General features: G+C 68.4%; 23 protein-coding genes. 9 read left to right on the forward strand and 14 right to left on the reverse strand.

Translation table 11 applies throughout. The features are described 5' to 3' along the window. The first annotated feature begins 55 nt into the window (after nucleotides 1-55). Nucleotides 56-322, forward strand: coding sequence for a DUF3892 domain-containing protein (locus HRJ34_RS01005; protein WP_081876393.1), 267 nt, complete (start codon nucleotides 56-58; stop codon nucleotides 320-322). 138 nt (nucleotides 323-460) lie between these two features. Beyond that, a protein-coding gene (locus HRJ34_RS01010; RefSeq protein WP_150289884.1) for an IS3 family transposase occupies nucleotides 461-1830 on the forward strand; the annotation gives its coding sequence in 2 pieces (ribosomal slippage) (nucleotides 461-815 and nucleotides 815-1830; 1371 coding nt in all). On the opposite strand, the gene HRJ34_RS01015 is transcribed toward HRJ34_RS01010, so the two are convergent. Next, the gene (locus HRJ34_RS01015) at nucleotides 1775-3589 is read right to left on the reverse strand and encodes a tyrosine-type recombinase/integrase (RefSeq protein ID WP_208633107.1); all 1815 of its coding nucleotides are present in this window, start codon (nucleotides 3587-3589) and stop codon (nucleotides 1775-1777) included. The genes HRJ34_RS01010 and HRJ34_RS01015 overlap by 56 nt on opposite strands. A gap of 239 nt (nucleotides 3590-3828) precedes the next feature. Here HRJ34_RS01015 and HRJ34_RS01020 point away from each other — a divergent pair, with 239 nt between their 5' ends. Further along, nucleotides 3829-5286 (forward strand): cobyric acid synthase, encoded by a 1458-nt coding sequence (locus HRJ34_RS01020; RefSeq protein ID WP_208633108.1) that lies wholly within the window; start codon nucleotides 3829-3831, stop codon nucleotides 5284-5286. A 68-nt stretch (nucleotides 5287-5354) separates the two neighbouring features. Here the strand turns inward: HRJ34_RS01020 and HRJ34_RS01025 are convergent, their stop codons facing one another. After that, a complete protein-coding gene (locus HRJ34_RS01025) occupies nucleotides 5355-5786 on the reverse strand; it encodes a glycine zipper 2TM domain-containing protein (RefSeq protein WP_208633109.1) in 432 nt (143 codons plus the stop codon). 155 nt (nucleotides 5787-5941) lie between these two features. On the opposite strand from HRJ34_RS01025, the gene HRJ34_RS01030 reads away from it, so the two are divergent. The 4 genes from HRJ34_RS01030 (at nucleotide 5942) to HRJ34_RS01045 (ending at nucleotide 11106) form a co-directional block, all read left to right on the forward strand. Further along, nucleotides 5942-6478, forward strand: a complete 537-nt coding sequence (locus HRJ34_RS01030) for an RNA polymerase sigma factor (protein ID WP_226948995.1) — start codon at nucleotides 5942-5944, stop codon at nucleotides 6476-6478. Between the two features lie 82 nt (nucleotides 6479-6560). Then, nucleotides 6561-7535 carry a FecR family protein gene (locus tag HRJ34_RS01035; protein WP_208633110.1) on the forward strand — a complete coding sequence of 325 codons (975 nt, stop codon included), beginning with the start codon at nucleotides 6561-6563 and terminating at the stop codon, nucleotides 7533-7535. After that, entirely contained in the window at nucleotides 7522-9792 is a 2271-nt protein-coding gene (locus HRJ34_RS01040; RefSeq protein ID WP_208633111.1) for a TonB-dependent receptor, read from the forward strand. The genes HRJ34_RS01035 and HRJ34_RS01040 overlap by 14 nt, the downstream gene beginning before the upstream one ends. A 63-nt stretch (nucleotides 9793-9855) precedes the next feature. Continuing rightward, on the forward strand, nucleotides 9856-11106 hold the full coding sequence (locus HRJ34_RS01045; RefSeq protein WP_208633112.1) for a hypothetical protein: 1251 nt from the start codon (nucleotides 9856-9858) through the stop codon (nucleotides 11104-11106). A 3-nt stretch (nucleotides 11107-11109) separates the two neighbouring features. Here HRJ34_RS01045 and HRJ34_RS01050 read toward each other — a convergent pair whose 3' ends face one another. The 7 genes from HRJ34_RS01050 to HRJ34_RS29605 form a co-directional block, all read right to left on the reverse strand. Beyond that, nucleotides 11110-13374 carry a CHASE2 domain-containing protein gene (locus tag HRJ34_RS01050; protein WP_030090799.1) on the reverse strand — a complete coding sequence of 755 codons (2265 nt, stop codon included), beginning with the start codon at nucleotides 13372-13374 and terminating at the stop codon, nucleotides 11110-11112. Beyond that, nucleotides 13325-14509, reverse strand: a complete 1185-nt coding sequence (locus HRJ34_RS01055) for a FecR domain-containing protein (protein ID WP_208633113.1) — start codon at nucleotides 14507-14509, stop codon at nucleotides 13325-13327. Before HRJ34_RS01055 ends, HRJ34_RS01050 begins: the two co-directional genes overlap by 50 nt. Further along, nucleotides 14509-15207, reverse strand: a complete 699-nt coding sequence (locus HRJ34_RS01060) for a response regulator transcription factor (protein ID WP_029548523.1) — start codon at nucleotides 15205-15207, stop codon at nucleotides 14509-14511. Before HRJ34_RS01060 ends, HRJ34_RS01055 begins: the two co-directional genes overlap by 1 nt. 550 nt (nucleotides 15208-15757) lie before the next feature. Further along, nucleotides 15758-17029, reverse strand: coding sequence for a DUF445 domain-containing protein (locus tag HRJ34_RS01065; protein ID WP_208633114.1), 1272 nt, complete (start codon nucleotides 17027-17029; stop codon nucleotides 15758-15760). Between the two features lie 199 nt (nucleotides 17030-17228). Then, entirely contained in the window at nucleotides 17229-20315 is a 3087-nt protein-coding gene (locus tag HRJ34_RS01070) for an efflux RND transporter permease subunit (RefSeq protein WP_208633115.1), read from the reverse strand. Nucleotides 20316-20334: 19 nt separating this feature from the next. Further along, nucleotides 20335-21321 carry an efflux RND transporter periplasmic adaptor subunit gene (locus tag HRJ34_RS01075; protein WP_404947159.1) on the reverse strand — a complete coding sequence of 329 codons (987 nt, stop codon included), beginning with the start codon at nucleotides 21319-21321 and terminating at the stop codon, nucleotides 20335-20337. Next, nucleotides 21318-21506 carry a hypothetical protein gene (locus HRJ34_RS29605; RefSeq protein ID WP_404947160.1) on the reverse strand — a complete coding sequence of 63 codons (189 nt, stop codon included), beginning with the start codon at nucleotides 21504-21506 and terminating at the stop codon, nucleotides 21318-21320. The genes HRJ34_RS01075 and HRJ34_RS29605 overlap by 4 nt, the downstream gene beginning before the upstream one ends. Before the next feature lie 223 nt (nucleotides 21507-21729). Here HRJ34_RS29605 and HRJ34_RS01080 point away from each other — a divergent pair, with 223 nt between their 5' ends. Then, on the forward strand, nucleotides 21730-22464 hold the full coding sequence (locus tag HRJ34_RS01080; protein WP_012050919.1) for an SIMPL domain-containing protein: 735 nt from the start codon (nucleotides 21730-21732) through the stop codon (nucleotides 22462-22464). A 34-nt stretch (nucleotides 22465-22498) separates the two neighbouring features. Here HRJ34_RS01080 and HRJ34_RS01085 read toward each other — a convergent pair whose 3' ends face one another. The 5 genes from HRJ34_RS01085 to HRJ34_RS01105 form a co-directional block, all read right to left on the reverse strand. After that, entirely contained in the window at nucleotides 22499-22678 is a 180-nt protein-coding gene (locus HRJ34_RS01085; RefSeq protein WP_152523590.1) for a hypothetical protein, read from the reverse strand. 123 nt (nucleotides 22679-22801) lie between these two features. Further along, nucleotides 22802-23563 carry a DUF6065 family protein gene (locus HRJ34_RS01090; protein WP_012050921.1) on the reverse strand — a complete coding sequence of 254 codons (762 nt, stop codon included), beginning with the start codon at nucleotides 23561-23563 and terminating at the stop codon, nucleotides 22802-22804. Between the two features lie 121 nt (nucleotides 23564-23684). Continuing rightward, a complete protein-coding gene (locus HRJ34_RS01095; RefSeq protein ID WP_012050922.1) occupies nucleotides 23685-23933 on the reverse strand; it encodes a GlsB/YeaQ/YmgE family stress response membrane protein in 249 nt (82 codons plus the stop codon). 187 nt (nucleotides 23934-24120) lie between these two features. Further along, a complete protein-coding gene (gene sciP / locus HRJ34_RS01100; protein ID WP_012050923.1) occupies nucleotides 24121-24420 on the reverse strand; it encodes a CtrA inhibitor SciP in 300 nt (99 codons plus the stop codon). Between the two features lie 112 nt (nucleotides 24421-24532). Next, the gene (locus HRJ34_RS01105; protein ID WP_029993479.1) at nucleotides 24533-24814 is read right to left on the reverse strand and encodes a hypothetical protein; all 282 of its coding nucleotides are present in this window, start codon (nucleotides 24812-24814) and stop codon (nucleotides 24533-24535) included. A 114-nt stretch (nucleotides 24815-24928) separates the two neighbouring features. Between HRJ34_RS01105 and mnmA the strand changes: the two genes are divergently transcribed. Next, a complete protein-coding gene (mnmA, locus tag HRJ34_RS01110) occupies nucleotides 24929-26053 on the forward strand; it encodes a tRNA 2-thiouridine(34) synthase MnmA (RefSeq protein ID WP_208633116.1) in 1125 nt (374 codons plus the stop codon). The last annotated feature ends 1 nt before the right edge of the window (nucleotide 26054 follow it).

Raw genomic sequence — 26054 nt, forward strand, 5'->3', positions numbered from 1 at the left:
ATTCGACTCCGAAACGAGATAGAGCAAATCTAATCCTATTTTAAGGAGCAGGGTTATGGCCGATTATCAGGTGACTTGCATTGTTCCCGACGGCGCTGACGCCGATAGACGCATTGACCGCTTAGGCGGTCCCAACTGGAATGATTCCATCGATAACGTCATACGCTTTATCAAGACTGGCGCACACAGGTTTTATACCAGCGTGGGCGGACGAAGCGTTTGGGTGGTTGTGCGACAACATCCTACGTCGGGCCGCGATTATCTCACTACGGAAGGTGACGGTTTCCCGCCCAATAATCTTTTGAGCCTTCCGCGCTGCTAGTCGGTGAAGGTCACGGGTGCAGGGGGTAATGTCAGTCCCTTGTAAGTGCAGTCTGTCCGCCGTCAGCGCCAATGGCACAGATTTGAGGTTGTGATGTAAGGAGGATTTGGGCTTCGTCGTAGTGACGAAGGAACGAAGATGAAGCCCAAATCCTCAAGCGTAAAATCGGCCCGCAAACCCAAGGCGTCGGCCGAACAGGTGGTGAAGGATATCCGGCGCGCGACACGCCGGCATTTCTCGGCGGAGGACAAGATCCGCGTGGTTCTGGAGGGCTTGCGCGGCGATGACAGCATCGCGGAGCTGTGCCGCAAGGAGGGCATTGCCCAGGGCTTGTATTATACTTGGTCAAAGGAGTTCATGGAGGCCGGGAAGCGTCGGCTGGCGGGCGACACCGCCCGTGCCGCGACGAGCGGCGAGGTACAGGATCTGCGCCGTGAGGCGCGTGCCCTGAAGGAGGCCGTCGCCGACCTCACGCTCGAAAACCGGCTGCTGAAAAAAAGCATGATCGCGGATGGGGGAGACCCCGAATGAGGTATCCGGGATCCGAGAAGCTGGAGATCATCCGCATCGTCGAGCAGTCGCACCTGCCGGCGAAGCGGACCCTCGACCAGTTGGGCGTCGCGCGGCGGACCTTCTACCGATGGTATGATCGCTATCTCGAAGGCGGCCCCGAGGCGCTGGAGGATCGTCCTTCCGCGCCGAGCCGGGTCTGGAACCGCCTCCCCGGCGCCATTCAGGACCAGATCGTCGAGATGGCACTGGAGCAGTCCGATCTGTCGCCCCGCGAACTGGCGGTGCGCTTCACCGATGAGAAGGACTATTTCGTCTCGGAATCAACGGTCTACCGCCTGCTCAAGGCGCATGACCTGATCACCAGCCCGGCCTTCGTCGTGGTCAAGGCGGCCGACGAGTTCCATCGCAAGACCAGCCGCCCGAACGAGATGTGGCAGACCGATTTCACCTACTTCAAGATCATCGGCTGGGGATGGATGTACCTCTCCACCGTGCTCGACGATTTCTCGCGCTACATCATCGCCTGGAAGCTGTGCACCACGATGCGGGCCGAGGACGTGACCGACACGCTGCAACTCGCGCTCGAAGCCTCAGGCTGCGACCACGCCACCGTCAGGCACAAACCAAAGCTGCTCAGCGACAACGGACCGAGCTACATCGCCGGCGAACTCGCCGACTGGATCAAAGCCCATGACATGAGCCATGTTCGCGGCGCTCCGCTACATCCCCAGACCCAGGGCAAGATCGAGCGCTGGCACCAGACCCTGAAAAACCGCATCCTGCTGGAGCACTACTTCCTGCCTGGCGATCTCGAACGGCAGGTCGAGGCCTTCGTCGAGCATTATAACCATCGCCGCTATCACGAGAGCCTCGACAACGTGACACCGGCCGACGCCTATTTCGGCAGGGCCGCCGCCATTATCGAACGGAGGAAACGCATCAAGCGAAAGACCATCGAACAGCGACGCTTGCTTCACCGCAAGCTCGCCGCCTAAACATCAACCCCAGACGAGGCCCGATCTCCTCTTCTCTGCGCAACCATCTGCGCCAAATGTCCCGACGACGGACAGTGCAGTCCTTCACCGCCTCGTAGGTCACCTCAATGGGCACCTTGCCGACATATCGGGAATCCATCTCGCCCTTGGCGTGACCCACCACCTCGTTAATGATGTTCGGATGAAGGGATTTTTCCGAGCTAACCAACATAGTTTTGAAGGCGCTCCGGAAATTATGGAAGGTCACCTCCGTACGCGCCCCAGGCGCTAAAGTGGCCTTCAATGCCGCCGGGATAACGGTACGATTGATAGCGCGGACCAATTTAGAATTGCCCCAGCCGGAACTATCCCCGGCTCCCTTTTCCCAATCAGGAAACAGGCGATCAGCACCAGTCTTTTTAATGCGCTCGTAATATTCCTTGAAACCCAGATTCACCAACACGTCCAGGATCGGGACATCGCGGGCCTCGGAATTCTTGATGCCACGATAAACATTCGCCCGGATGGCGAAATGGGGATGTTTGTCATCAAGTTGGACTTCCGCAACCCTCAAGCCGCCAAGCTCGGAAGCACGACATCCCGAAAACAGGGCAACGATCGGCACCCAAAATTCCGCGCCATTCAGCCTGTGCGATCCCGGCAAATGGGTTTCTGATGCGGATTTGCAGCCGGTAAACCAAGGATGCTTGAGCAGGGCGTTCAACTCGGAAATTTTGAACGGCCTCTTGTCGGGCATGATGGCTTTGTCGGGCTTCTTGACGAACGCATCGATATTGATTCCCGCCGCCGGATTACGTCCTTCAAACCAATCCCGGCTAATCGCAAAATTGATAGCGGTGCAGAGAATGCCGATCCGCTTTTTAACGGTCTGGGCGGAGACAGCCCGCTTGATGCTGCCAGCCGTCTTCCCTCCAACGGTGCTGTCGGCCAAGTGCTCGACATATTTGTGAAAATCCGATTTGGTCAGCGCAGTAAGCGACTTATTCCCCACCACCGACTCAAAGATATTTAGGGATAGATCGATCTCAGAGGCGGGCTTTTTATCGAAGCCTTTGAATCTCTTATAGCGCTCGACGACTTCGCGAAGGGTGAGGCCCGTTGCTGCTTTCGCGATAGAGGCGGGGGTAGGAATGGTGGGTGTTATCTTCCCGTCGCGAAGCTCGTCGACATAGGCATAACCTTGGGCCTTTCCCGAACGGATCGCTGCGATAATCAGACCGAATTCCTCCGATCCGGGCGGGGCGTTAAAATGATGGTGCTTGATCACCCATTCAGCGTGCTGCTTGAACGTCTCGCCAAATATGGTGCTGTCCGAGCCGGGCCGCGAAGCAGCCTTGATCTCCTCCGCATCCGCCTCAATTTCGTGATAGAGCCGTTCCAATTCTGCCGCTGCCAGCGGATCGGCATCGGCCCGCAAATATGCCTGTCGAAAGGGCCTGATTACCGATTCCTTTGCCTGTTCGGCGATGATGTCGAGATCGGCCTGGGTGACCTTTTTAAGGGCGACCTTGGACTCGGTCGGTGTCGGCGATAACCGCCCCAGCGCTTGGGCCAGCAGCAGTTCGAATTCTTCGTGGACGATCTTCGCTGCCTCGTAGGCTGCCAATTGTTCCTTGGTTCGAAGGGATCGACGGAACACGGCTTGCGATTTGAAAAAGGCTTCGAATCGGATGGGCTTGTTGACAACGCTGTCCGGCACCCGGCGGATATATTGGTACACGCCATTGCGTTTCGAAACGTACCGGATTTTGCTCGCCATCCGAGGTCCAATTTCGTAGATTTGTTACACACCAAAGTTACACACTTATTTTAGGGAAAAGTCAGTGAAGTCAATAAGTACCGCTAATTCAACGACTTAAATTACACTAAAAAACCGGTCCCGTTGGGGTCACCACTCCTGCAATATCAGGAGCTTAGTGCGGCGATCGAGGCCGGATCGGTCCTTTGTACCCCCGGATGCGGACATGATTTCCCCCAGATGATCGCGGGAGGGTGCGGATGGGCGCGGTGATGCTGCAGGGCACCGGGTCCGACGTCGGCAAGTCGGTGCTGGTCGCGGGCCTGTGCCGGGCCTTCGTCCGGCGCGGGCTGGCGGTGCGGCCGTTCAAGCCGCAGAACATGTCGAACAATGCCGCCGTCACCATCGACGGCGGCGAGATCGGCCGAGCGCAGGCGCTCCAGGCGATCGCCTGCCGGGTCGAGCCGCACAGCGACATGAACCCGGTGCTGCTCAAGCCGCAGGCCGATCGCACGTCGCAGCTCGTCGTCCATGGCCGGGTGCGCGGCACGCTGGGCAGCGCCGATTTCCGCGAGGCGCGCCGGCCGCTGCTCGACGAGGTGCTGGCGAGCTACCAGCGGCTGCGCGAGCAGTGCGACATCGTCGTCGTCGAGGGCGCGGGCTCCCCGGCCGAGATCAACCTGCGCGCCGGCGATATCGCCAATATGGGCTTCGCGCGCGCGGCCGGCGTGCCGGTGGTGCTGGTCGGCGACATCGATCGCGGCGGCGTGATCGCGGCGGTCGTCGGTACCCGCGCGGTGCTCGATCCGGCCGACGCGGCGATGATCCATGGCTTCCTGATCAATAAGTTCCGCGGCGATCCGGCGCTGTTCGAGGATGGCTATCGTCAGATCGAGGCGCTGTCGGGCTGGCGCGGCTTCGGCGTCGTCCCCTGGCTGACCGCGACCGCGCGCCTGCCGAGCGAGGACGCGGTGATCCTCGAACGGCGCGGCGGCCCGGCGGAGGGCCGGGTGCTGGTCGCCTGCCCGATCCTGCCGCGCATCTCCAATTTCGACGATCTCGACCCGCTCAAGCTGGAGCCCGGGGTCGAGCTGGTCATGGTCCCGCCCGGCCGCCCGATCCCGGCCGAGGCGGCGCTGGTCGTGCTGCCCGGCTCGAAGGCGACGATCGCCGATCTCGCGGCGCTGCGGGCCGAGGGGTGGGACATCGACATCCGCGCGCATCACCGGCGCGGGCGGGCGATCCTCGGCCTGTGCGGCGGCTATCAGATGCTCGGGCGCCGCGTCGCCGATCCCGAGGGGATCGAGGGACCGCCGGGCGCGGTCGACGGCCTCGGCCTGCTCGACGTCGAGACGCGGCTGTCGCCGGCGAAGACCCTGCGCCGGGTCGAGGGCCAGGCGCTCGACGCGCGCTTCGACGGCTATGAGATGCACGTCGGCGAGACCGACGGTCCCGGCCGGGCGCGGCCCTTCGCGCGGTTCGACGACGGACGGACCGACGGCGCCGTCGATCCCGGCGGAACCGTGATGGGCAGCTATGTCCATGGCCTGATGGCGAATGCGGACCTGCGCCGCGCGCTGCTCGCCCGGCTCGGCATCGAAGGGGGCGGGCGCGATTATGCCGCGAGCGTCGACGCGGCGCTCGATGCGATCGCCGAGGAAATCGAACGCCATGTCGACGTCGACGCGCTCGTCGCCCTGGCGCAGGCGGGTGGCTGAAAGGAAAAGGGCCCGGTCTCGCGACCGGACCCCTATCTGGAAACCGTCAGTAGGTCAGTTCGGCCGCATCAGCGGCACTTCACGTCGCCGCGATCGATCTGCCGGCCGAGCAGCGCGCCGCCGCCGGCGCCGAGCAGGGTGCCGAGGGTGTTGCCGCCGATGACGTTGCCGAGCACGCCGCCCGCCAGCGCGCCGACGACCAGGCCGGTCGTGCCATTGTCGCGCTTGCAATAATAGCGGCCGTCGCTGCCGCGATAGATGCGGTCGTTGCGGCCGAGGCGGCGTTCCTTGTAGCGCTTCTTGTCATAATGCCGCGAAGGGTCCCACCCGTCGTTGCGGTCGCCGCGCCACCGGCGGTCGTTTCGGTCGTTCCGGTCGTAGCGATCATGCTTGTCATGCCGGTCGCGCTGCTCGTAGCGCTGGGCCGAAACGCTTTCGGGAAGCGCGGTCTGGGTGACCAGCGCCGCTGCTATCGCTGCAAGAATAGCTTTGTTTTTCATTATGATACTCCTTCACACTCGGGAACCGCCCGCATCGGGCAAGCTATGGCCAAAGCGTCGGAGGTGCAAGCAGCGTTGCCGGCGAATGCCGATGCGCGGCGGCGATTTCCAGGCGACTTCCCCGGCGGGGAGGCGCAATATGACGCCATTGGCGCTTGGAGGCTGCGGTCGCGCAGGATCTTGAAATATCGGCAGGACTGGCGGCGGTGCTGGCCGAACATCGGCAGCAGCTCGTCCGCTTCTTCACCAGCCGGACCGGCGACGCGGCCGAGGCGGAGGATGTCGTCCAGGAGATCTGGCTGCACGTCGCCCGCGCGAGCGGCGGGCCGGTCGCGCATCCGCTCGCCTATCTCCACCGGATCGGCATGAACATCGCGCTCGATCGGCTGCGCGAGGGCCGCCGCCGCGCGCGGCGCGAGCAGGGCTGGACCGACGCGGCGGTCAGCATCGCCGGCCATGAGGCGGTCGACGAGACGCCGTCGCCGCTCGCGGTCGCCGAGGGACGGCAGCGCATCCGCGCGCTCGCCGCCGCGATCGAGAGGCTGCCGCCGGGCGCGGCGCGCGTGTTCCGCCGCCACAAGCTCGACGGGCTCGGCCATGCCGAGATCGCGGCCGAGCTGGGGATCAGCCGCAGCGCGGTCGAAAAGCACATCGCGGTCGCGCTGCGCCATCTGCGCGAGGCGCTCGAATGATCGCGGGAAGGATGAACTGGGGTGGAGGCCGTTCGGCGGCGTCTTATTGGAAAGAGGACGGCGCGATGGTTCGGAGGTCGGCATGACCCAGCCTGGTGAAGGGCATGGAATCCGCGAGGAAGCGGCCGAATGGCACGTGCGGATCGATTCGGATGCGATGGATTGGGACGGGTTCGCGGCCTGGCTCGATGCCGATCCCGCGCACCGCGCCGCCTATAATGCGATCGCCCTGCTCGATGCCGAGATCGTCGCCGCCCGCGACGCGATCCGCGCGACGCAGCCCGCCAACGACGGCGCCGACGCGGCGGCCGATGCGGCCGCGCCGCCCCGGACGCGCAAGGCGCGCTGGTGGGCCGGCGGCGGGCTCGCGGTCGCGGCGGGCCTCGCGGTGGTGGTGGTGCCGCAGCTCCGCCTGCCGTCGCCCGCGGCGGCGCTGGTCTATCGCACCGGCCCCGGGGAGACGCGCGCGATCGGGCTGCGCGACGGCAGCCGCATCGTCGTCGACCGCAACAGCGAGCTCGCGCTGCGCGACGGCGCATCGCCCGAGGTCGAGATGCGGAGCGGCAGCGCCTATTTCGACATCCGCCACGATCCGGGCCGCGCCATGGTGATCCGCGCCGGCGATTATGAGGTGCGCGACATCGGCACCCGCTTCGACGTCGTCCGCGCGCCCGGCCATCTCGCGGTGGCGGTGGCCGAGGGGCAGGTGACGATCGCCGAGCCGGGGCGCGAGGGGCTGACGCTCGCCGGCGGACAGCGGGTCGACATCGCCGGCCCGGGCGGGCAGGCGACGATCCGGCGCCAGGACGCCGCCGACGTCGCGAGCTGGCGCGACGGGCGGCTGGTCTACGACAATGCGCCGCTGGCTCTGGTCGCGGTCGATCTGTCGCGCTATGCGGGGCGCGCCGTGTCGGTGGACCCCGCGGTCGCCGGCCTGCGCGTGTCGGGTGTGCTCACCATTGGGGACGGTAGCCGGCTTGTCGGACAGATCGAGGCTCTCCTGCCGGTCAAGGCGACGGTCGAGGATCATCGCATCCGCCTGGTTGGCACTCTCTAGCCTGCTCGCGGCGCCGCTGTCGGCGCGTCCCGTCCGGATCGACATTCCCGCCGCCGACCTCGGCGACGCGCTGTTCGCGCTGTCGCGGCAGACCGGGCTGTCGGTCGGCATGGCGGGCGCCATTCCCCGCCACCGCACCCGGCCGATCAGCGGCACGATCGAGCCCGCCGCCGCGCTTGAACGGCTGTTGCGGGGCAGCGGCCTGCGCGCGGTCCGCGCCGCCGGGCTGTGGCGGCTCGAACGGCTCCCGCGCGAGGTGACGCGGTCGGGCTTCGTCGGGCCGACCGAGGCGATCGAGGACATCATCGTCACCGGCACCAAGCGCGACGAGAATCTCGCCAGCGTGCCGATCGCGGTCAGCCTGATGCGGCCCGGCATCGCCGACCGGCTGCTCTACGGGCGGGGCCTGCACGACATGATCGAGACCGGGGAAGGGGCGTTCGCCACCAATCTCGGCCCCGGGCGCGACCGCATCTTCCTGCGCGGCGTCGCCGACAGCGCGTTCAACGGGCCGACCCAGTCGACGGTGAGCCTGCTGCTCGACGACGCGCGGGTCAGCTACGCCACCCCCGATCCCGACCTGCGCCTCGTCGACATCGATCATGTCGAGCTGCTGCGCGGGCCGCAGGGGACGCTCTACGGCACCGGCGCGCTGGGCGGGATCATCCGGATCGTGCCGAACAAGCCCGACCTCGCCGACGGGTCGGGCTTCGCCGCGATCGACGCCGGCGTCACCCGCCACGGCGCCGCCAGCGGCGCGATCGAGGGCGGGATCAACGTCCCGCTGGTCCGCGACCGGCTGGCGATCCGCATGGTCGGCTATGCCGAGCGGATCGGCGGCTGGATCGACGATGCCGGCCGGGGCGAACGCAACGTCAACCGCACCGCGCGATACGGCGGGCGGCTGGCGCTGCGCTGGCAGGCGACGCCCGACTGGATGGTCGACCTCGGCGGCGCGATCCAGGGGATCAATTCCGACGACAGCCAATATGCCGCGCGCGGCCTGGTCCGCTCGACTGCGCTGGCCGAGCCCCATGACAATGATTTCGTCGCGCTGACCGCGACCATCCGGGGCGTGGTCGGCGCGTTCGATTTCGTGTCGGCCAGCGCCTTCGTCCACCATGAGGTGGAAAGCGTGTTCGATGCCGGCGCGGTGGCGGCGGCGCGTGGCCTGCCGGCGCCGCTCGGCTTCAGCGACATGCGCCGGCTGCGGCTCGGCACGCAGGAATGGCGGCTCAGCGATCCGGCGGCGACGCGGCCCTGGGTGCTCGGCCTCGCGCTGCTCAAGGCCGACAACATCTATCTCGGCCGCTTCTTCGCCCCGGGCGGCGGGGCCTTGCAGGACATCTCGCTCCACGACGACGCGATCGAGGCGGCGCTGTTCGGCGAGGCGAGCCAGCCGCTCGGCGGCGCGCTGACCGCGACGCTCGGCCTGCGCGGCTTCTATTCGAAGGTCGACAACGAGCAGCAGGGGCAGACCCGCCGCCGCGCGCGCAAGGCCGGCGTCACCCCCAGCGCGACCCTGTCCTGGGCACCGCGCGACGGCGCGCTCGCCTGGCTGCGCTATGCCAGCGCGATCCGGCCGGGCGGGCTCAACCCCGACGGCGCGCCCGACCTCGCCGATTTCCGCTCGGACGACCTCAAGAGCGTCGAACTCGGCTGGCGCCTGCTGCTGTGGCGGCGGGTGCGCCTGAACGGCACGCTGTTCGGGCTGCGCTGGGAGAATATCCAGAGCGACAGCATCGGCACCGACGGTCTCGTCCGCACGATCAACGCGGGCAAGGGGCGCAATATCGGGCTCGAGCTCGGCGGGTCGGTCGACCTGTCGCCATGGTCGATCGACGCCCATCTGACCGTCCAGCATGCCCGGCTCTACGCGCCGTCGGCGGCGGCCAACGCGGCGGGGGACGACAACCGGCTGCCGGTGCTGCCCGATCGCGCCGGCCGGGTGAAGATCGGCTATGATCGCGTGATCGCCGGGATTCCCGCGGGCCTGTTCGTCGCGGCGCGCTACATGGGCAAGGCGCGGCTCAGCTTCGATCCGGGGCTCGCCCGCTCGATGGGCGGCTATTGGACCGCCGATGCGGGACTGGTCGTCGCGCCGGCCGACTGGCGGGTGGCGCTCACCGTCTCCAACCTGTTCGACGGCCGGGGCGACAGCTTCGGTTTCGGCAATCCCTTCTCGCTGCGCCAGTTCGATCAGCACACGCCCGTCCGCCCGCGCACCGTCTCGATCCGCATCGAACGGAAATTCTGATCGTCCGGACTGTGGTGGCGGCTCGCCGGCGGCGTCTCACGCCAAAGCGGGAGCGGAAGGCGCATGGCGACGGGATCGATCGGGCTGGGCAAGATGGGCGCGGAGGCGTTCGCGCCGCCCGGCGCGGAGGCGCTGCCGGCGCGGGACGGCGGGACGCGCGCCGCCGATCGGCCGCGGGCGCCGCGCATCGCCTTCTTCTTCAATGCCCAGCCGCACCAGCTATTGCACGGCATCACCACGGCCGAGGAACTGGCGTTGGGCTGGCGGGCGGAGGTCGACATCCTCTCCTCGACCCAGGTCAACCTCGATCTCGCCCGCGCGGCGGTCCTGCCCGACAGCCGGCAATGGATGGGTTTCGAGCAGATAGGCTCGCCGCTGGTGCGGGCGCTGTCGGCGCGGATGGGGCGGATCGTCCCGCCCAAGCTGCTGACCCTGTTCGCGATCCGCCGCCGGATGAACGGCTATGACGCGATCGCGCTGCCCGAACGCACCTCGATCATGCTGCGCTCGCTGGGCGTCACCCGGCCGTGCTTCATCCATATCGACCATGGCGCGGGCGACCGGGCGGCCGGGTTCGATCCGCGCATCGCCCGCTTCGACTTCGCGCTGATGGCCGGGGAGAAGCAGCGCCGCCGGATGCTGGCCGAGGGGCTGGTCCGCGAGGAGGCGAGCGCGGTCGTCGGCTATCCCAAGTTCGACGCCGCCGACCGGCTGCGCGACCGGAGCTGGACGCCTTTCGCGGTCGAGCGGCCGATCATCCTCTACAACCCCCATTTCTCGCCGACGCTCGGCTCGTGGCGCGACCATGGCTTCGAACTGGTCCGGCGGATCGCCGAGGCGGATCGCTACAATCTGATCGTCGCCCCGCATATCCGGCTGTGCGACACGCGCGGCGGCCGGGCGGCGGCGGAGGCGGCGTTCGGGCCGTTCGCGGCGCTGCCCCACGTCCATGTCGACTATGGCAGCGAGCGGTCGATCGACATGACCTATACCAGCATGGCGGACATCTACCTGGGCGACGTCAGCAGCCAGGTCTACGAATTCCTCCGCCGGCCGCGCCCCTGCCTGTTCGTCAACGGCAACGGGCGGACGTGGCAGGGCGATCCCAACCACGACCATTGGCGCTTCGGCCCGGTGATCGACGGCGCCGCGCAGGTGGTGCCGGCGATCGAGCAGGCGATCGCCACCCATCGCGATTTCGCGGCCGTCCAGGCGGCCGCCTTCCGCGACACCTTCGACCTGCACGATGGCGAGCGCCATTCGCGGCGCGCGGCGGAGGCGATCGCCGGCTTCCTGGGCCTCGAAGCGCGTTAGAGATCATTCGTCGGCATAGGGGTCGGCGTCGCTCTTGCGCAGCGTGATCGTGAAGGTCGTGCCCTTGCCGGGCGCGCTGGTGCAATCGATCTTGCCGTCATGGCGGGCGACCACGGTGCGGACGAAGGTGAGTCCCAGGCCGACGCCCTCGCGCGGCCCCTGCCGGAAGCGCGCGAAGAGGTTGGCGAGCTGATCCTCGTCCATGCCGACGCCCTCGTCGGCGACCGCGACGCGGACCAGCCCGTCGTCCTCGCTCACCGAACAGCGGATGCGCATGCCGGGATCGCTATATTTGATCGCGTTGCTGATCAGGTTGAGGATCGCGCGGGTGAGGAGCTGGCGGTCGCCGTCGACCATGTGCGGATCGTCGGTCCCCTCGACCGCCACCTTGATGGCGCGCGCCTTCGCCACCGGCCATAGCGCGTCGGCGGCGTCGATCGCGAGGTCGTTCATGTCGAGCGGCTCGCGGTCCATCGGCTTGGCCTCGGCACGGGCGAGCTGGACGAAATCCTCGGCCAGCTCGAGCGTGCGGTTGGCGAGGCCCTCGATCCGCGCCGCCATCGCCTTGGGGACGCCGGTCTCGGGCCCGCGCAGCAGCGCGAGGATCGCCGACTGCGGCGCGCGCATGTCGTGGCTCAGCAGCTGGAGCGCCTCCTCGCGATGGCGCTCGGCCTGCTTGAGGGCGGTGACGTCGACGATCCGGATGATCCAGCCGACCCGCGCGTTGGCGGCGTCGCGCTGCGCGACGTAGCGGATGTCGAAGCTGCCGCCGTCCTCCGTCGCGGTCTCGGTGCCGCCCCGGATCGGCGCATCCGCCGCGAAGGGGGAGAAGGCGGTGCCGTCCGGCGCGCGGAACCGGTCGAGCAGGATGCGCAGGTCGGCGCCGACCTCGCTCGGCGCGCCGAGCCGGCGGGCGAGGCGGCGGCCCTCGGCGTTGGTCAGGGCCAGCCGACCGTCGAGTCCGGTAACGAACAGCGCGTCGGGCAGGCGGCCGATCGCGTCCGACAGGAAGCGGCGAAGGTCGCGCAGCCGGTCGATCGCCTGGCCGAGCAGCCCCGCCTGCAACGTCACCTCGCGGATGCTGCGCACCCGGTGCCGGCGCGGGAAGGCGTCGTTCTCGGCATCGAGCTGGCGCAGCTCGCCGGTCATGTAGCTGCTGATCGCCTGCAACCGGCGCCAGCCCCAGAGCGGATAGACGAACAGCAGGCCGATCAGCGCCGCCGACGGCGGCAGCCAGACATGGCCGAAGCGGAACAGCAGGAAGCTGAGCAGCGGCAGCGCGACGACCAGCGCCAGGGAGAGATTGGCGTTGGCGCGCGGGGACAGCCGCAGGAAGCCGACCAGCATCGCCCACAGCGCGCACAGCGCCAGCCACAATGTCCAGGAGCGGGGGGCGGGGGTGATCGCCTCGCCCCGCAGCAGCGCATCGAGGAGCTGCGCCTGGATCTCAACCCCCGCCATCTGGCTCGTCGCCCCCGAGGTCGGCGTCGGATAGCTGTCGCCCATGCCGTCGGCGGTGGCGCCGATCAGCACCCGGCGGCCCCTGATCAGCTCGGCGGGGACGCGCCCGTCGAGCAGGTCGACGAAGGAGATGGTGCTGACATGGCCGGCGGCCCCGCCATAGGGGATCAGCACCGGCCGCGCCTGCCACAGCCCGTCGCGCTCGCGCCCGGCGCCGCCTTCGGGTTTCAGCCCGGCCATCAGCGCCGAGAGCTGGAGCCATGACCGGCCGCCGCCGCCTTCCTCCAGATAGGCGGTGCGGATCACCCGGTCGTCGCCGAAATGCAGGTTGACCTGGGCGATGCCGGCGGCGGCGTCCTCGAGCGGGCCGGCCGGCAGGGCGATGTCATAGGGCGCGCCGTCGGTGCCGGGCACGTCGATCACCATCGGCAGATAGGTCGGCGTCCGCCGCACCGCCGCGGCGAGCAGGGCGTCGTCGGCGCTCGGCTCGACGAACAGCACGTCATAGCCGATCGCGCGGGGCCGCGCCTCGGCGAGCCGGTCGAGCGCCTGGGCGTGGATCGCGCGCGGCCAGGGCCAGCGGCCGATCGCCTGGAGGCTGCGATTGTCGATCGCGACGATCAATATGTCGTCGGGCGGCGGACGGCCCGACGCGGTCAGGACATTGTCATAGACGATATGGTCGAGCCGCTCGGTCAGCCGGCCCGTCACCAGCGCGAAGATCAGCAGCGTCGCGACGATCGCGACCGCGAGCCACTCAGCGTAGAGGCGTGTGGGCGGCGATGGCGCGCGGCTGGACAAGGCCATGGCCGGTCAGGCGGATCGGAAGCGGCCGGGGCTCGGCCCAGAGCCGGAAGGGCAGGGGCTCCGCCGCGCCCGCGTCGGCGCTGGGCCCGGATGCGGGGGCGGGCGGCGGAGCGGAGCGGCGCACACCCGGCGCATAGATTCCCGGAAGTCCCTCCAGCCCCGAGGTGGCGATCGCGGTCAGCCGGACGAAGAAGGTCGCGCCCTGCGGCAGGGCGAGGCTGATGCTGGGCTCGTCGGACTGCGCCTCCTCGATGATGTTCAGGAAGGCGACGTCGGTCGCCAGCTCGACGCGATAGGCCTTCGCCCCCTCGATCCGCTCGGCGACGATGCTGACGCCGGTCTCGGTCTTTTCGAGCTGGAGCAGCTTGGGCGGGGGCAGCAGCGCGACCGGCGGCTCGGTGCCGGCGGGGGTGCTGATCGCGCCATAGCCCCTGGGCACGGCGACCTCCGCCGGATCGGGGCCGGCGGCGACGCCGACCGTGCCGGCGACGACCTCGGTCAGCGCGCGCTCGCCGCTCTTATCGACCGCGACGCGGAACTCGGTGCCGCGCACGGCGGCCACCGACAGCGGCGTGGTCACCCGGAAATTGCTGGCCGGGTCCTTCATCGGGATCACGCTCGACCGCGAGCGGCCGGTCTCCAGCCGGAAATTGCGGTCGAGCCCATCGGTCAGCAGGATGCGGCGGAGCCTGTCGACGAGGATGCGGCTCTGCGACGGCAGCGCGATCGTGCTGCCGTCGGGCATCGCGATCGCGATCGAGGCGTTGGCGCCGGTCTCGACCCGCATCCCCTGGCGCACCTCGCCGCCGAGCGCGGCCTGGCGCCCGTCGATCGTCGCGCTGCCGCGGAAGGAGACGACCTTGCCGACCACCGGCTCGGTGCGGAGCAGCCGGTCGGGGATCAGCAGGATCGAGCCGATCGGCATCCGGTACGGATCGGCCACCTTGTTGAGTCGCTGGACCTCCCGATAGTCGCCGCCGACCAGGAAATCCCTGGCGAGCGCCGACAGCGTGTCGTTCGGCCGCACCGTGTAGCGGAGCATCGGCTCCGCCGCCGGTTGCGCGGCCAGCGGCGCCGCGGCCAGCAGGGCCGCGACGGGAAGGAAGAACCAGGATCGCCCCACCTTTGCCGGCATCAACTGTCTTCGGCTTCCAGCGCCTCGAGCCGGTAGCCATAGCTGTAGACCGGGATCAGGCGGAAGCCGCGCTCGGGCCGCAGCCCCAGCTTGGCGCGGATGCGCGAGATGTGCGCGTCGAGCGTCCGGGTCGGCAGGTCGGGGTTCCGTCCCCAGACGATCTCCAGCAGGTAGGAGCGCGACAACGGCCGGTGCATGTTGCGGAACAGCGTCGCCGCCAGCTCGAACTCCTTGGCGGTCAGGGTGACGTTCTCGCCGTCGACCGCCACCATCTGCCGCGCCGGATGCAGCGTGAAGGGGCCGTAGGATTCGTTCGCCCCGATCGCCTCGCGCGGGCCGGTGCGGCGGTGGATCGCGTTGATCCGGGCGAGCAGCACCGACGGCTGGACCGGCTTGATGACATAATCGTCGGCGCCCGCGTCGAGCCCCGCGACGATGTCCTCGTCGCTGTTGCGGTTGGTCAGCAGCAGCGAGGGGACCGGCTTGTCCATATTCTCGCGCATCCACTGGATGATCTCGACCCCGCTCTTGTCGGGCATGTTCCAGTCGAGGATCACCAGGTCGAACGTGTCCTGCCGCAGCCGGGAGATCAGCGTCCGCGCGTTGGGGAAGTCGTAGCAATAATGGCCGGCTTCGATCAGCGTCTGGGTGACGAAGGCCAGCATGGCCGCCTCGTCGTCGAGGACCGCGATACGCATGCTATCGCCCGATGGTTTCGCGGTCGGATCGGTGGCCATGCCCCCGACCATGCCCGTGGCCACGTTCGATGCCAAGTGCGGATAGGGCCGTTGCGCCCATGATTTGCTCCCTCCCATTGCCCTGTGGATGGCAGACCGTTTAGCCCCAGAGTGCCGGGTGCGAATGTGAGCAACTGCAAAGTTACAATTGTTTACAACAAGATCGGGGTGGTCGGACCCTATTGTCGAAGCCGGTGGTGCCGGGCCGTCGATGATCGGGGGTGTCGGACGGGAGGGTTGCTCCCCCGCCGTCCGGCCGGTCTGTCTTTGCCCTGTCAGGCCATCAGGATCATGGGTTCCGGCATCACCAACCGTCCCCAGCGCGAATCGCGATCGGTCTCGTGTCGAGTGACCGAGCCGTCCTCTCTCCTGTCGTCATTCCCGCGAAAGCGGGAATCCATGGACGTGGCCCGCAAGAGACCGGATGTTCCGTAACGGTGGATTCCCGCTTTCGCGGGAATGACGGAAAGATGGGGGAGCGCGGCGCGCTTCGATCACATCCGCAAGGACGTCAGATGAACTGGCCGATCGCGTGCAGGCCGATGCCGATCAGGCCGCCGACCAGGGTGCCGTTGACCCGGATATATTGCAGGTCGCGGCCGACCGCATTCTCGAGCTGGCTCGTGACGGTGCGGGCGTCCCAGCCGCGGATCGTCTCCGACACCAGCTTGACGATGCCGTCGCCATAGTCGGCGACCAGGCCGACCGTCATCCGCCGCGCGAAGCGGTTGAAGGTGGCGCGCAGGCGCGGATCGGTCTGGAGGGTCGCGCCGAGCTGCTTGAGCGCCTCGCCGACCTGCCCGCCGAGCGCGGCGTTGGGATCGCGCGCCGCATCGATCAGCCGCAGGCGCGCGCCCTGCCACAGCGTGTCGAGCCAGGCGGCGACGGCGGGGCTGTCGATCAGGTCGCCCTTGATCTGCGCCACCTTCGCCCGCGTCGCGGGATCGTGCTGGAGCTTGTGGGCGAGGTCCTCCATCCCCTCCTGCGCCTTGAGCCGCAGCGGGTGGTGCGGATCGGTCGTCATGTCGTCGAGCAGCTTGTGGAGCCCCTCGACGATCGCGGTCGACAATTTCTCGTCGAGGCCGGTCCAGCGCATGAACTTGCCGGTCCGCGCCTGGACCATCTCGTGGATCATCCCCTCATTGTGGAGGAGGATGCGGCTGGCCCAGCCGATCAGCCCGTCGAGCATCTCGGCATGGCGGTTCTCGACGATCGCGGCGTCGAGGGTGCGGCCGAGCAGGGGGGCGAGATCGAATCCGCGCAGCCGGCTGGCGAGCGCGCCCTTCACCATCGCGCCGAAGCGGTCGTCGCCGAGCGATTCGAGGATGGTGGCGAGCGCGCGGCCGATGCCGGCGCGGGTGCGGCCGCCCTCGGGCGGATGGGCGAGCAGCCGGCCGAGCGCGCCGGCCGCGTCGACCCGGTACATGCGCCGCGCCACCACCGACGCGGTCAGGAAGTTGACCCGCAGGAAAGCGGCCAGGCTGTCGCCGATCCGGTCCTTGTTGCGCGGGATGATCGCGGTGTGCGGGATCGGCAGGCCGAGCGGGTGGCGGAACAGGGCGGTGACCGCGAACCAGTCGGCCAGCCCGCCGACCATCGCCGCCTCGGCGAAGGCGCGCAGATAGCCCCAGCCCGCCGCCGCGCCCGGCGCCTCATGCGAGCGGGCGAGCAAGTAGAGCCCCGCCATGATGACGAGCAGCCCCGAAGCGACGACGCGCATCCCGCGCACGCCGCCCTGCGCGGGGTTGAAGCGGTCGAGACCGATGGCCTGGAACAGGTTCATGCCTTCACAATGGACAGCCGGGCGGAATGTTCAACCGAAACGAACGGCGGCGCTGTCCAACCCCCTTCCGTCATTCCGGCGAAAGCCGGAATCTCACTGCCTTCGTGCGACGGACGCGACGAAGGAGAAGGGAGATCCCAGCTTTCGCTGGGATGACGATCGAACGGAACGATGGTGGAAACCGGACCGCGGCCCGCACCTACTCCGCCGGCTGGGCGGTCGGGCCCGACTGGTGCTCCTCATTGTTGACGAGCAGCTTGCCGAGCCGCGGGCCGATCCACTTCTCCATGTCGTCGGCCAGGGTGAAGCCCGCCGGCACGATGACGAGGGTGAGCAGCGTCGACATCGCGATGCCGCCGATCACGCAGACCGCCATCGGCGACCGCCAGCTCGAATCGCCCGACAGGCCGATCGCGATCGGGACCATGCCCGCGATCATCGCGACCGAGGTCATCACGATCGGCTGGGCGCGCTTGTGGGCGGCCTCGAGGATCGCGTCGAAGCGGTTGGCGCCGTGGCGCATCTCCTCGATCGCGAAGTCGACCAGCAGGATCGAGTTCTTGGCGACGATGCCGAACAGCATCAGCAGGCCGATATAGACCGGCATCGAGATCGGCATGCCGACGATGCGGAGCGCCAGCACGCCGCCGAGCGGCGCGAGCAGCAGCGAGGCCATGTTCACGAAGGGCGGCAGGACGCGCTTGTAGAGCAGCACCAGCACCGCGAACACCAGCAGGATGCCGGAGACGACGGCGATCAGGAAGCCGGAGATCAGGTCGCCCTGGAACTCCTGCTCGCCGAACTTCACCTCGCGGACGCCGGCCGGCAGGTTCTTCATGATCGGGGTGGCGTAGATATATTTATACGCGTCGCCGCTGACCGCGCCCGGCACCAGGTCGGCGCCGACGACGAGGCGGCGGACCTGGTTGTAGCGGCGGATCTTCGACGGGCCGGCGCCGAAATCGATGTCGGCGACGACCTTCAGCGGCACGGTGCCGCCCGAGGTGGTCTGCACCGGCATGTTCTCGATCGAGGAGAGGTCGCGGCGCGACGCCTCGCTCAGCGACACCCGGATCGGGATCTGGCGGTCACTCAGCGAGAATTTCGCCATGTTCTGCTCGATGTCGCCCAGCGTCGCGATGCGGATCGCATTGCTCAGCGCCGCCGTGGTGACGCCGAGGTCGGCGGCCAGGTCGAGGCGCGGCTTGATGATCAGCTCGGGACGCTGGATGTCGCCGTCGATCCGCGGATCGCGGATGATCGCGCTCTTGCGCATCTGCGCGATCAGCGCGTTGGCGCTCTGCTGGAGCTTCACCGGATCGTCGCCGGCCAGCATGATCGTCAGGTCGCGGCCGAAGCCGCCCGACTGCGACACGAAGTTCACGCGCGCGTCGGGGATCTTGTTGAGCAGCGGCGCGGTCTCGCGTTCGAACTCGATGCTTGAGCGGGTGCGTTCCTTGGCCGGCTTCAGCGTGATGTAGATCGACGCGAAGCGGGTGTCCCCGCCGTCGCCGATGTCGGCGAAGGCGGCGTCGACCTCGGGCTGCTGGCGCAGCACGGCGATGGTCTCGTCGGCGACCTTCTGGGTGTCCTGCGTGACGCGGGCGCCCGGGGTCAGCTCGATCTTCACCTGGCTGTAGTCGACGTCGAGCGCCGGCTGGAACTGCTGCGGCGAGGTGATGAACAGCGCGATCGTCACGACGAGGGCGAGGACGCCGATGCCGATCGTCTTCCAGCGGTTGACCAGCGACCATTTGAGCAGGGCGATGTATTTGTCCATCATCGGCCCGCCGCCATGTTCCTTCACGCCCTCGGCCTTCAGGAAATAGGCGGCGATCATCGGCGTGATGAGGCGCGCGACGGCAAGGCTCATCAGCACCGCGACCGCGACGGTCAGGCCGAACTGCTCGAAGAACTGGCCGGGGATGCCCGGCATGAACGACACCGGCAGGAACACCGCGACGATCGACATGGTCGTCGCCACCACGGCGAGGCCGATCTCGTCGGCGGCGTCCATCGACGCCTGGTAGGCGGTCTTGCCCATCCGCATGTGGCGGACGATGTTCTCGATCTCCACGATCGCGTCGTCGACCAGGATGCCCGCGACGAGGCTGAGCGCGAGCAGGCTGATGGTGTTCAGCGTGAAGCCCATCAGGTCCATGAACCAGAAGGCCGGGATCGCCGACAGCGGGATCGCCAGCGCCGAGATCATCGTCGCGCGCCAGTCGCGCAGGAAGAAGAAGACGACGATGACGGCCAGCACCGAGCCCTCGACCATCGCGTGGATCGCCGACTTATACTGCTCCTTGGTGTAGATGACGCTGGTGAACAGCTCCTTGAAGGTGATCTTGGGATTCTCCTTGCGGAGCTCGTTCAGCACCTTCTGCGCGGCGTCGTAGACTTTGACGTCCGACGCGCCCTTGGCCTTCTGGATGCCGATCGACAGCACCTGCCGGCCGTTCATCTTCGAGATCTGGCGCTGCTCGCCATAGGAATCGCGCACCGTCGCGATGTCGGCGAGGCGGACGGTGCGGCCGTCGCCGACCGAGATCTGGGTCTGGCCCAGCTCATAGGCCGAGGCGGCGTTGCCGAGCACGCGCACCGACTGCTCGGCGCCGGCCAGTTCGGCCCGGCCGCCGGCGGCGTTGAGGTTGACGTTGCGCAGGATGTTGTTGACCTGGCTCGCCGTCACGCCCTGCGCCTGCATGCGCGCGGGATCGAGGATGACGCGGATCTCGCGGCTGACGCCGCCGCCGCGGAACACACCGGCCATGCCGTCGATCGCCTGCAGGCGCTTGATCACCGTGTTGTCGGTGAACCAGCTCAGCTGCTCCAGCGTCATGTCGACGCCCTCGATCGAATAATAGGCGATCGGCCCGCCCTCGACGTCGAGGCGCTGGACGGTCGGCTCGAGGATGCCCTCGGGCAGTTCGGCGCGGATCTTGGCGACGGCGTCGCGTACGTCGTTGACGGCGCGATCGACCGGGGTGCCGAGGTGGAACTCGACATTGGTGCCCGACGTGCCCTCGGTGACGTAGGAGGTGATCGACTTCACATTGCCGATCGACGCCACCGCGGCCTCGACCCGGCGGGTGATCTGGGTCTCCATCTCGGTCGGCGCCGCGCCGGGCTGGACGACCTGGACCTCCGCCGCCGGAAAGCTGATGTCCGGCATCTGGTTGATGTCCATCCGCGCGAAGCTGATCAGCCCGGCGAGGGTGAGGGCGGCGAACAGGACGATCGGCGGGATCGGGTTCCTGATCGCCCAGGCGGAGATGTTACGCATGCCGGAGGGCTCCGATCGATCAGTGCGCGAGGGCGTCGGGCTTGGCGAGCTGCGGCGTCACCTTGTCACCGGGGTTCAGGAAGGCGCCGGCCGACAGCACCACCTTCTCGTCGCCGCGCAGGCCGGAGAGGATGACGATGCCCGCGTCGGAGAAGTCGCCGACCTTCACGTCGTGGCGGACCACGTTGCCGTCCTTGCCGACGCTGTAGACGAACGACCCCTTGTCGTCGCTCAGCACCGCGGATTCGGGCAGGCGCGGCGCGGTGACGCGGCCGCTGCTGATCGTCGCGGTGGCGAAGCCGCCGGGCCGCAGCGCCGGATCATAGGCGAGCTGGATGCGGGCGACGCCCTGGCGGGTCTGCGGGTCGATCACCGGGGAAAGCTGCCAGATCGTGCCGGTGAAGGTCTTGCGGGTGCCGATCGGCGTCACCTGCGCGGTGTCGCCGACCTTGAGGCGGGCGAGGTCGCGCTCGACGAGCTGGGCGCGGATCTCCATCTCGCCGCCCTTGGCGACGCGGAACAGCGCGCCGTTGCTGGCATTGACGACCTGGCCGGGCTCGACCGCGCGGGTCAGCACCAGGCCGGCGGCGGGCGAGCGGATGTCGAGGCGGCCGATCTGGGCGCGCTGCTCGCCGAGCTGGGCCTGCGCGACCGCGACCCGCGCGACGGCGGCGTCGCGCGTCGCGGTGCGGCGGTCGATGTCGGCCTTGGAGATGAAGCCGCGCGCGACCAGCGCCTTGGCGCGGTCGAGTTCGGCCTGGGCAAGCTCGGCGTCGGCGCGGGCGACCCGGACCGAGGCGGAGAGCGAATTGGCCTGCTGCGCCTGGACCGAGCGCTCGATCACCGCCAGCGTCTGGCCGGCGGCGACCCAGGTGCCGGGTTCGACCAGGACCGCCTGCACCATGCCGCCCTCGCCGGCGATGCCGACCGGCATCTCGCGCTTGGCGAACAGCGTGCCGGTCGACGAGATCGTCGCGGCGACGTCGGTCAGGCCGGGCACGATCACGGTGACGCCGGGGGCGGCGGGCGGGCGGGGCGGCCTTGTTGCCGCCGAAGATCATCACCCCGCGACACGGCCACGACCACGGCGGCGATCACCCCGCCGATGATGATCCGGCGGCGGCGGCGCGCCTGGCCGTCGTCATAGTCATAGGCCGCATAGTCGGTCTGGATGCCGGATTCGACGTTCATCCCCATAGCTTTCCATTGTCGGCCCGGCGCGGGGGCCTGCTGTCTGTTGGAGCTGTATTATCTCAATACGTCACCTCGCTCAAGAGGAGCAATGCCGGCGCGCGATCCCGATGGCGACCGGGATCATTTCGTGGCCGTAAGGCGTTCATGCCCCATGCAGCGAGGATCGTTATGGCGCATCTAGCAGCCGCGATCCTCGCGGCCAAGCAGGAGCGCAACCGAAATGGGACATGAATTGCTGAAGATCGGTCTGGCCATGCCGGTCGCCCTGGCGCTGATGGCGCCGGCTTCGGCGCAGCAGGCGACGGCCGGTCCGCAGCCGATCGGCGGCACGCGGCTCGACATCGTCGCCAGCGGCGAGGTGAGCGCGGTGCCCGACATCGCGACGATCGGGGCAGGCGTCGTCACCCAGCAGCCGACCGCGGCGGCGGCGATGAGCGAGAATGCCAGCCGCACCGCGGCGACCGTCGCCGCGATCCGCAAGGCCGGCGTCGCCGACCGCGACATCCAGACGACCGCGATCTCGCTGAGCCCGCAATATCGCTATGCCGACAACCAGCCGCCGGTGATCACCGGCTACCAGGCGTCGAGCCGGGTGAGCGTGCGCTTCCGCGACGTCAAGAAGGCGGGCCCGATCCTCGATTCGCTGGTCGCGGCGGGCGCCAACCAGATCGACGGCCCGACCCTGTCGATCGACAAGCCCGAGCCGCTGCTCGACCAGGCGCGCCAGAAGGCGGTCGCCGAGGCGCGGGCGCGCGCCGACCTCTATGCGCGCGCCGCCGGCCTGTCGGTGAAGCGGATCGTCGCGATCAGCGAGGGCAGCTTCGAACCGCCGATGATGCCGCGTCCGGCGCCGATGATGATGATGGCGCGCGGCAAGGAAGCCGCCGACACCTCGATCGAGGCGGGCGAGCAGAAGCTGTCGATCAGCCTGTCGGTGACGTTCGAGCTGAACTGACGGCCGAGGGCCGGCGTCCGGCGGGGTTCAGGCCCTAGCGCGGGGGGCCGGCCTTCCAGCCGGTCCGGGGCGGCGCCTTCGTCGGCCGGAAGCCCCTGTGCCTGGGCATGGCGGGCGGTTTCGGCCGGCGCCGGATCAGGTCCTTCATGACGACGGCCAGCAGGAAGGCCACGAAAAGGCCCGCGAGCAGCATCCTGATGTGCGAACTGTCCATGGCGCCCGTCTCCCACAACGGCCTGACCATAGCTGCGCCGACCCAATCGCCGCGCGGCGGTCCGACGCGGCGATCATAGACCTTTTCGGTCCGCAGGCATAGGGCGGGCCGGTTCGCCGGGCGTCAGCCGCCGTCCTGCCCGTCCCGCGCGAAGGGGCGCAGCCGGATGCGGGTGCGGTGGTCGTCGCTCGCGATCCCCGATCCTTCCAGATTATGGCCGCGATAATAATGCTTCTGCCATTTCTGGGCGGCGGCCTCGGTCTCGGGCGTGTGCAGCGTCGCCAGGAAATTGGCGCGGCTCGCGGTCCAGGCCTCGAACTCGGCCTGGAGCTCGGGATTGCTTTCGATCGGCCGGAATTCGGGCTCGATCCGCTCGAGCTCGCCGCGCCGGGTCGGGAAGACGTGGCAGAAGGGCTCGCCCGCCTCGAAGCGGATCACCGTGTTGGGGCGGGTGAACTGCCAGTTCATCGTGAAGGTGAAGGGCGTCCAGTCGGTCTCGACGACGCCGGTCAGCGGGGCGATCGCATCCTTGGGCCGGTTGATCGGGCCCTGGATCATCAGGTCGTAGCCCGGCTCGGTCCGGAACACGGCCGAGACGTGGAAGGTCATGATGCCATAGCCGAAATGGCTGATCGCCGGCTTCTGCCCCTCCTGGTCGGGGGTGATCGTGATCGCGTCGATCGCGAGCTCGCCGTTCCACCAGGCCGAGAAGCCCGAGGTGCAGAGGATTTCCCAGCCATGCGCATTGGCGATGGCCAGCGGCAGGCAGCGATAGGCGTAGCGCTGGTCGGTCGCGTCCATCCAGTCGCGTTCGTGCGGCGCGGGCCTGATGTCGAGCGGCTGGCGGGGCAGCCCATAGGCGATCAGCTTGGCACGGTCGGACATGGACTGTTCGGAACCCCCGGAACGATGACGCCCGAATGTCTAGGGCGGGGACCGCGCCAAGAAAAGAGCCGCCGGATCATCTCCGGCGGCTCCAAGGCGTCGTTGCCCGGATCGGGTGCGGTCAGCGCACGGTGCCGCGCCGGACCAGGTTGACGATCGCGAGCAGGACCACCGCGCCCACGAAGGCGCTGATCCAGCCGTAGATGCCGCCGCCGCCCAGCGTCGGGCCGAACAGCACGCCACCGATGAACGAGCCGATGATGCCGACGACGATGTTGAGGATGATGCCCTGCTGCGCGTCGGTGCGCATCAGGATACTCGCCAGCCAGCCGATGATGCCGCCGACGATAAGGAAAATGATCAGGTTCATCGCGTCCTCCTGTCCACTGTTGGTTATGACCTGAGTCTAGCCGCTATGGAGACTACGTTCGAGTCCTGTACAGGTTCCTTTCTTGCCCGTTCCGAATGGCGGATTTCGTCGCATCGCGCGCAAGAAAAAGGCCCGCTCCGGAAGGAGCGGGCCGGCCGGCCGCGGTAAGGACGCGGGCGGTTAACGGTCAGTATTTCTGCTGGCGCTCGTAGAGCGACTTGTAGTGCTGGATGCGGGTGACGCGCAGGCCGGGCATGCCCGACCGCTCGACCGCGCGCTGCCAGCCGGCGAATTCCTCGATGCTGAGATCGTAGCGCTCGCAGACCTCGTCCACGGTCAGCAGGCCGCCGCTGACCGCCGCCACCACCTCCGCCTTGCGGCGGACCACCCAGCGGGTCGTGCCCTTGGGCGGAAGGCTGTCGAGCGTGAGCGGCTCGCCGAGGGGGCCGATGACCTGATGCGGGCGGATCTTCTGATTCTCAAGCATGCGATACCTCGAACATGGCCGGACGACCGGACTGCGTTTCCGAAGGCCTGGCTATCCGCCCGGCCTTCAAGGAAACTTTGCGGTGAACGGTAAACCGGCGGGTCACCATCTTTTACGACCGGGGATTGAACAGCGCGGCGGCGGCGGCGTGGAAGCTGCCATGCGCGTTGCCGCCCGCCGGCGTCGGCTGGCTCGGCCCCGAGAGCAGGACGGCGACGGCGGGCTGGCTGGCGTGATCGGGATGCTCGCCGGTCCAGTCGCCGTCGCGCGCGAGCCGCGCGGTCGGCGTCTCCGCCTGGTGGCGGGCGAGCAGGGTGCACAGCGTGGCGAAGTCGAGCGGCGCCTCGGTCGGCTCGGCGCCGTCGACCCGGAACTTGTTGATGTCGATTTTCATCGCGTGCCTCGCTGTTGTCCCGTGTCAGCACAAGAAACGGCTTCGCGGGGCAAATCTTTAGGGGAAAATCGCATAATTTTGCGGGCGTTGGCCCGACCTGCTATGGGCGCCCCGATGAACCCGGAATTCCAGCTCGAAGGCCGTGCGCCCGGCTCGCTCGCCGGCGCCCGCATCGTCGTCGCCATGTCGGGCGGCGTCGACAGTTCGGTGGTCGCCGCGCTCGCCGCCGCGAGCGGCGCCGAGACGATCGGCGTGACCCTCCAGCTCTACGATCACGGCGCCGCCGTCGGCCGCACCGGAAGCTGCTGCGCGGGGCAGGACATCCGCGACGCGCGGGCCGTCGCGGACAGGCTCGGCATCGCCCATTATGTGTTTGATTATGAAAGCCGTTTCCGGGATTCGGTGATCGCCGACTTCGCCGACGAATATGCCGCCGGGCGGACCCCGATCCCCTGCGTCCGCTGCAACCAGGGGGTGAAGTTCACCGACCTGTTCGGCATCGCCCGCGACCTCGGCGCGGACTGCCTGGCGACCGGCCATTATGTCCGCCGCGTGGCGGGGGCGGGCGGCCGCGCCGAGCTGCACCGCGCCGCCGATCCGGCGCGGGACCAGAGCTACTTCCTGTTCGCCACCACGCGCGACCAGCTCGACTATCTGCGCTTCCCGCTCGGCGCGATGCCCAAGCCGCGCGTCCGCGAGATCGCGGCCGAGCTCGGGCTGGGGGTCGCGGCCAAGCCCGACAGCCAGGATATCTGCTTCGTCCCCGACGGCGATTATGCCAGCATCGTCAAGCGCTTGCGCCCCGAAGCGGCGGAGGAGGGCGAGATCGTCGGCCTCGACGGCCGGGTGCTCGGCCGGCATCGCGGGCTGATCCATTTCACCGTCGGCCAGCGCCGCGGGATCGAGATCGGCGGCAGCCCAGAGCCGCTCTACGTCGTCCGGCTGGAGCCGGAGACGAAGCGTCTCGTCGTCGGCCCGCGCCGCGCGCTCGCCGTGTCGGCGGCGATGCTCGACGACGTCAACTGGATCGGCGAGGGCTATGAGGGGCCGCTGACCGCCAAGGTCCGCTCGCTCGCCAAGCCGGTCCCGGCCCGGTTCGAGGACGGCGCCGTCCGCTTCGACCAGCCCGAATATGGCGTCGCCCCCGGACAGGCGGCGGTGCTCTACGCGGGCGACCGCGTGCTCGGCGGCGGCTGGATCCGCGCGACCGTCCCGGCCGAGCTTGCCGTAGCGGCCTGAG

The organism is Rhizorhabdus wittichii, from assembly GCF_017607425.1.
In the GTDB taxonomy this organism is placed as follows: domain Bacteria; phylum Pseudomonadota; class Alphaproteobacteria; order Sphingomonadales; family Sphingomonadaceae; genus Rhizorhabdus; species Rhizorhabdus wittichii.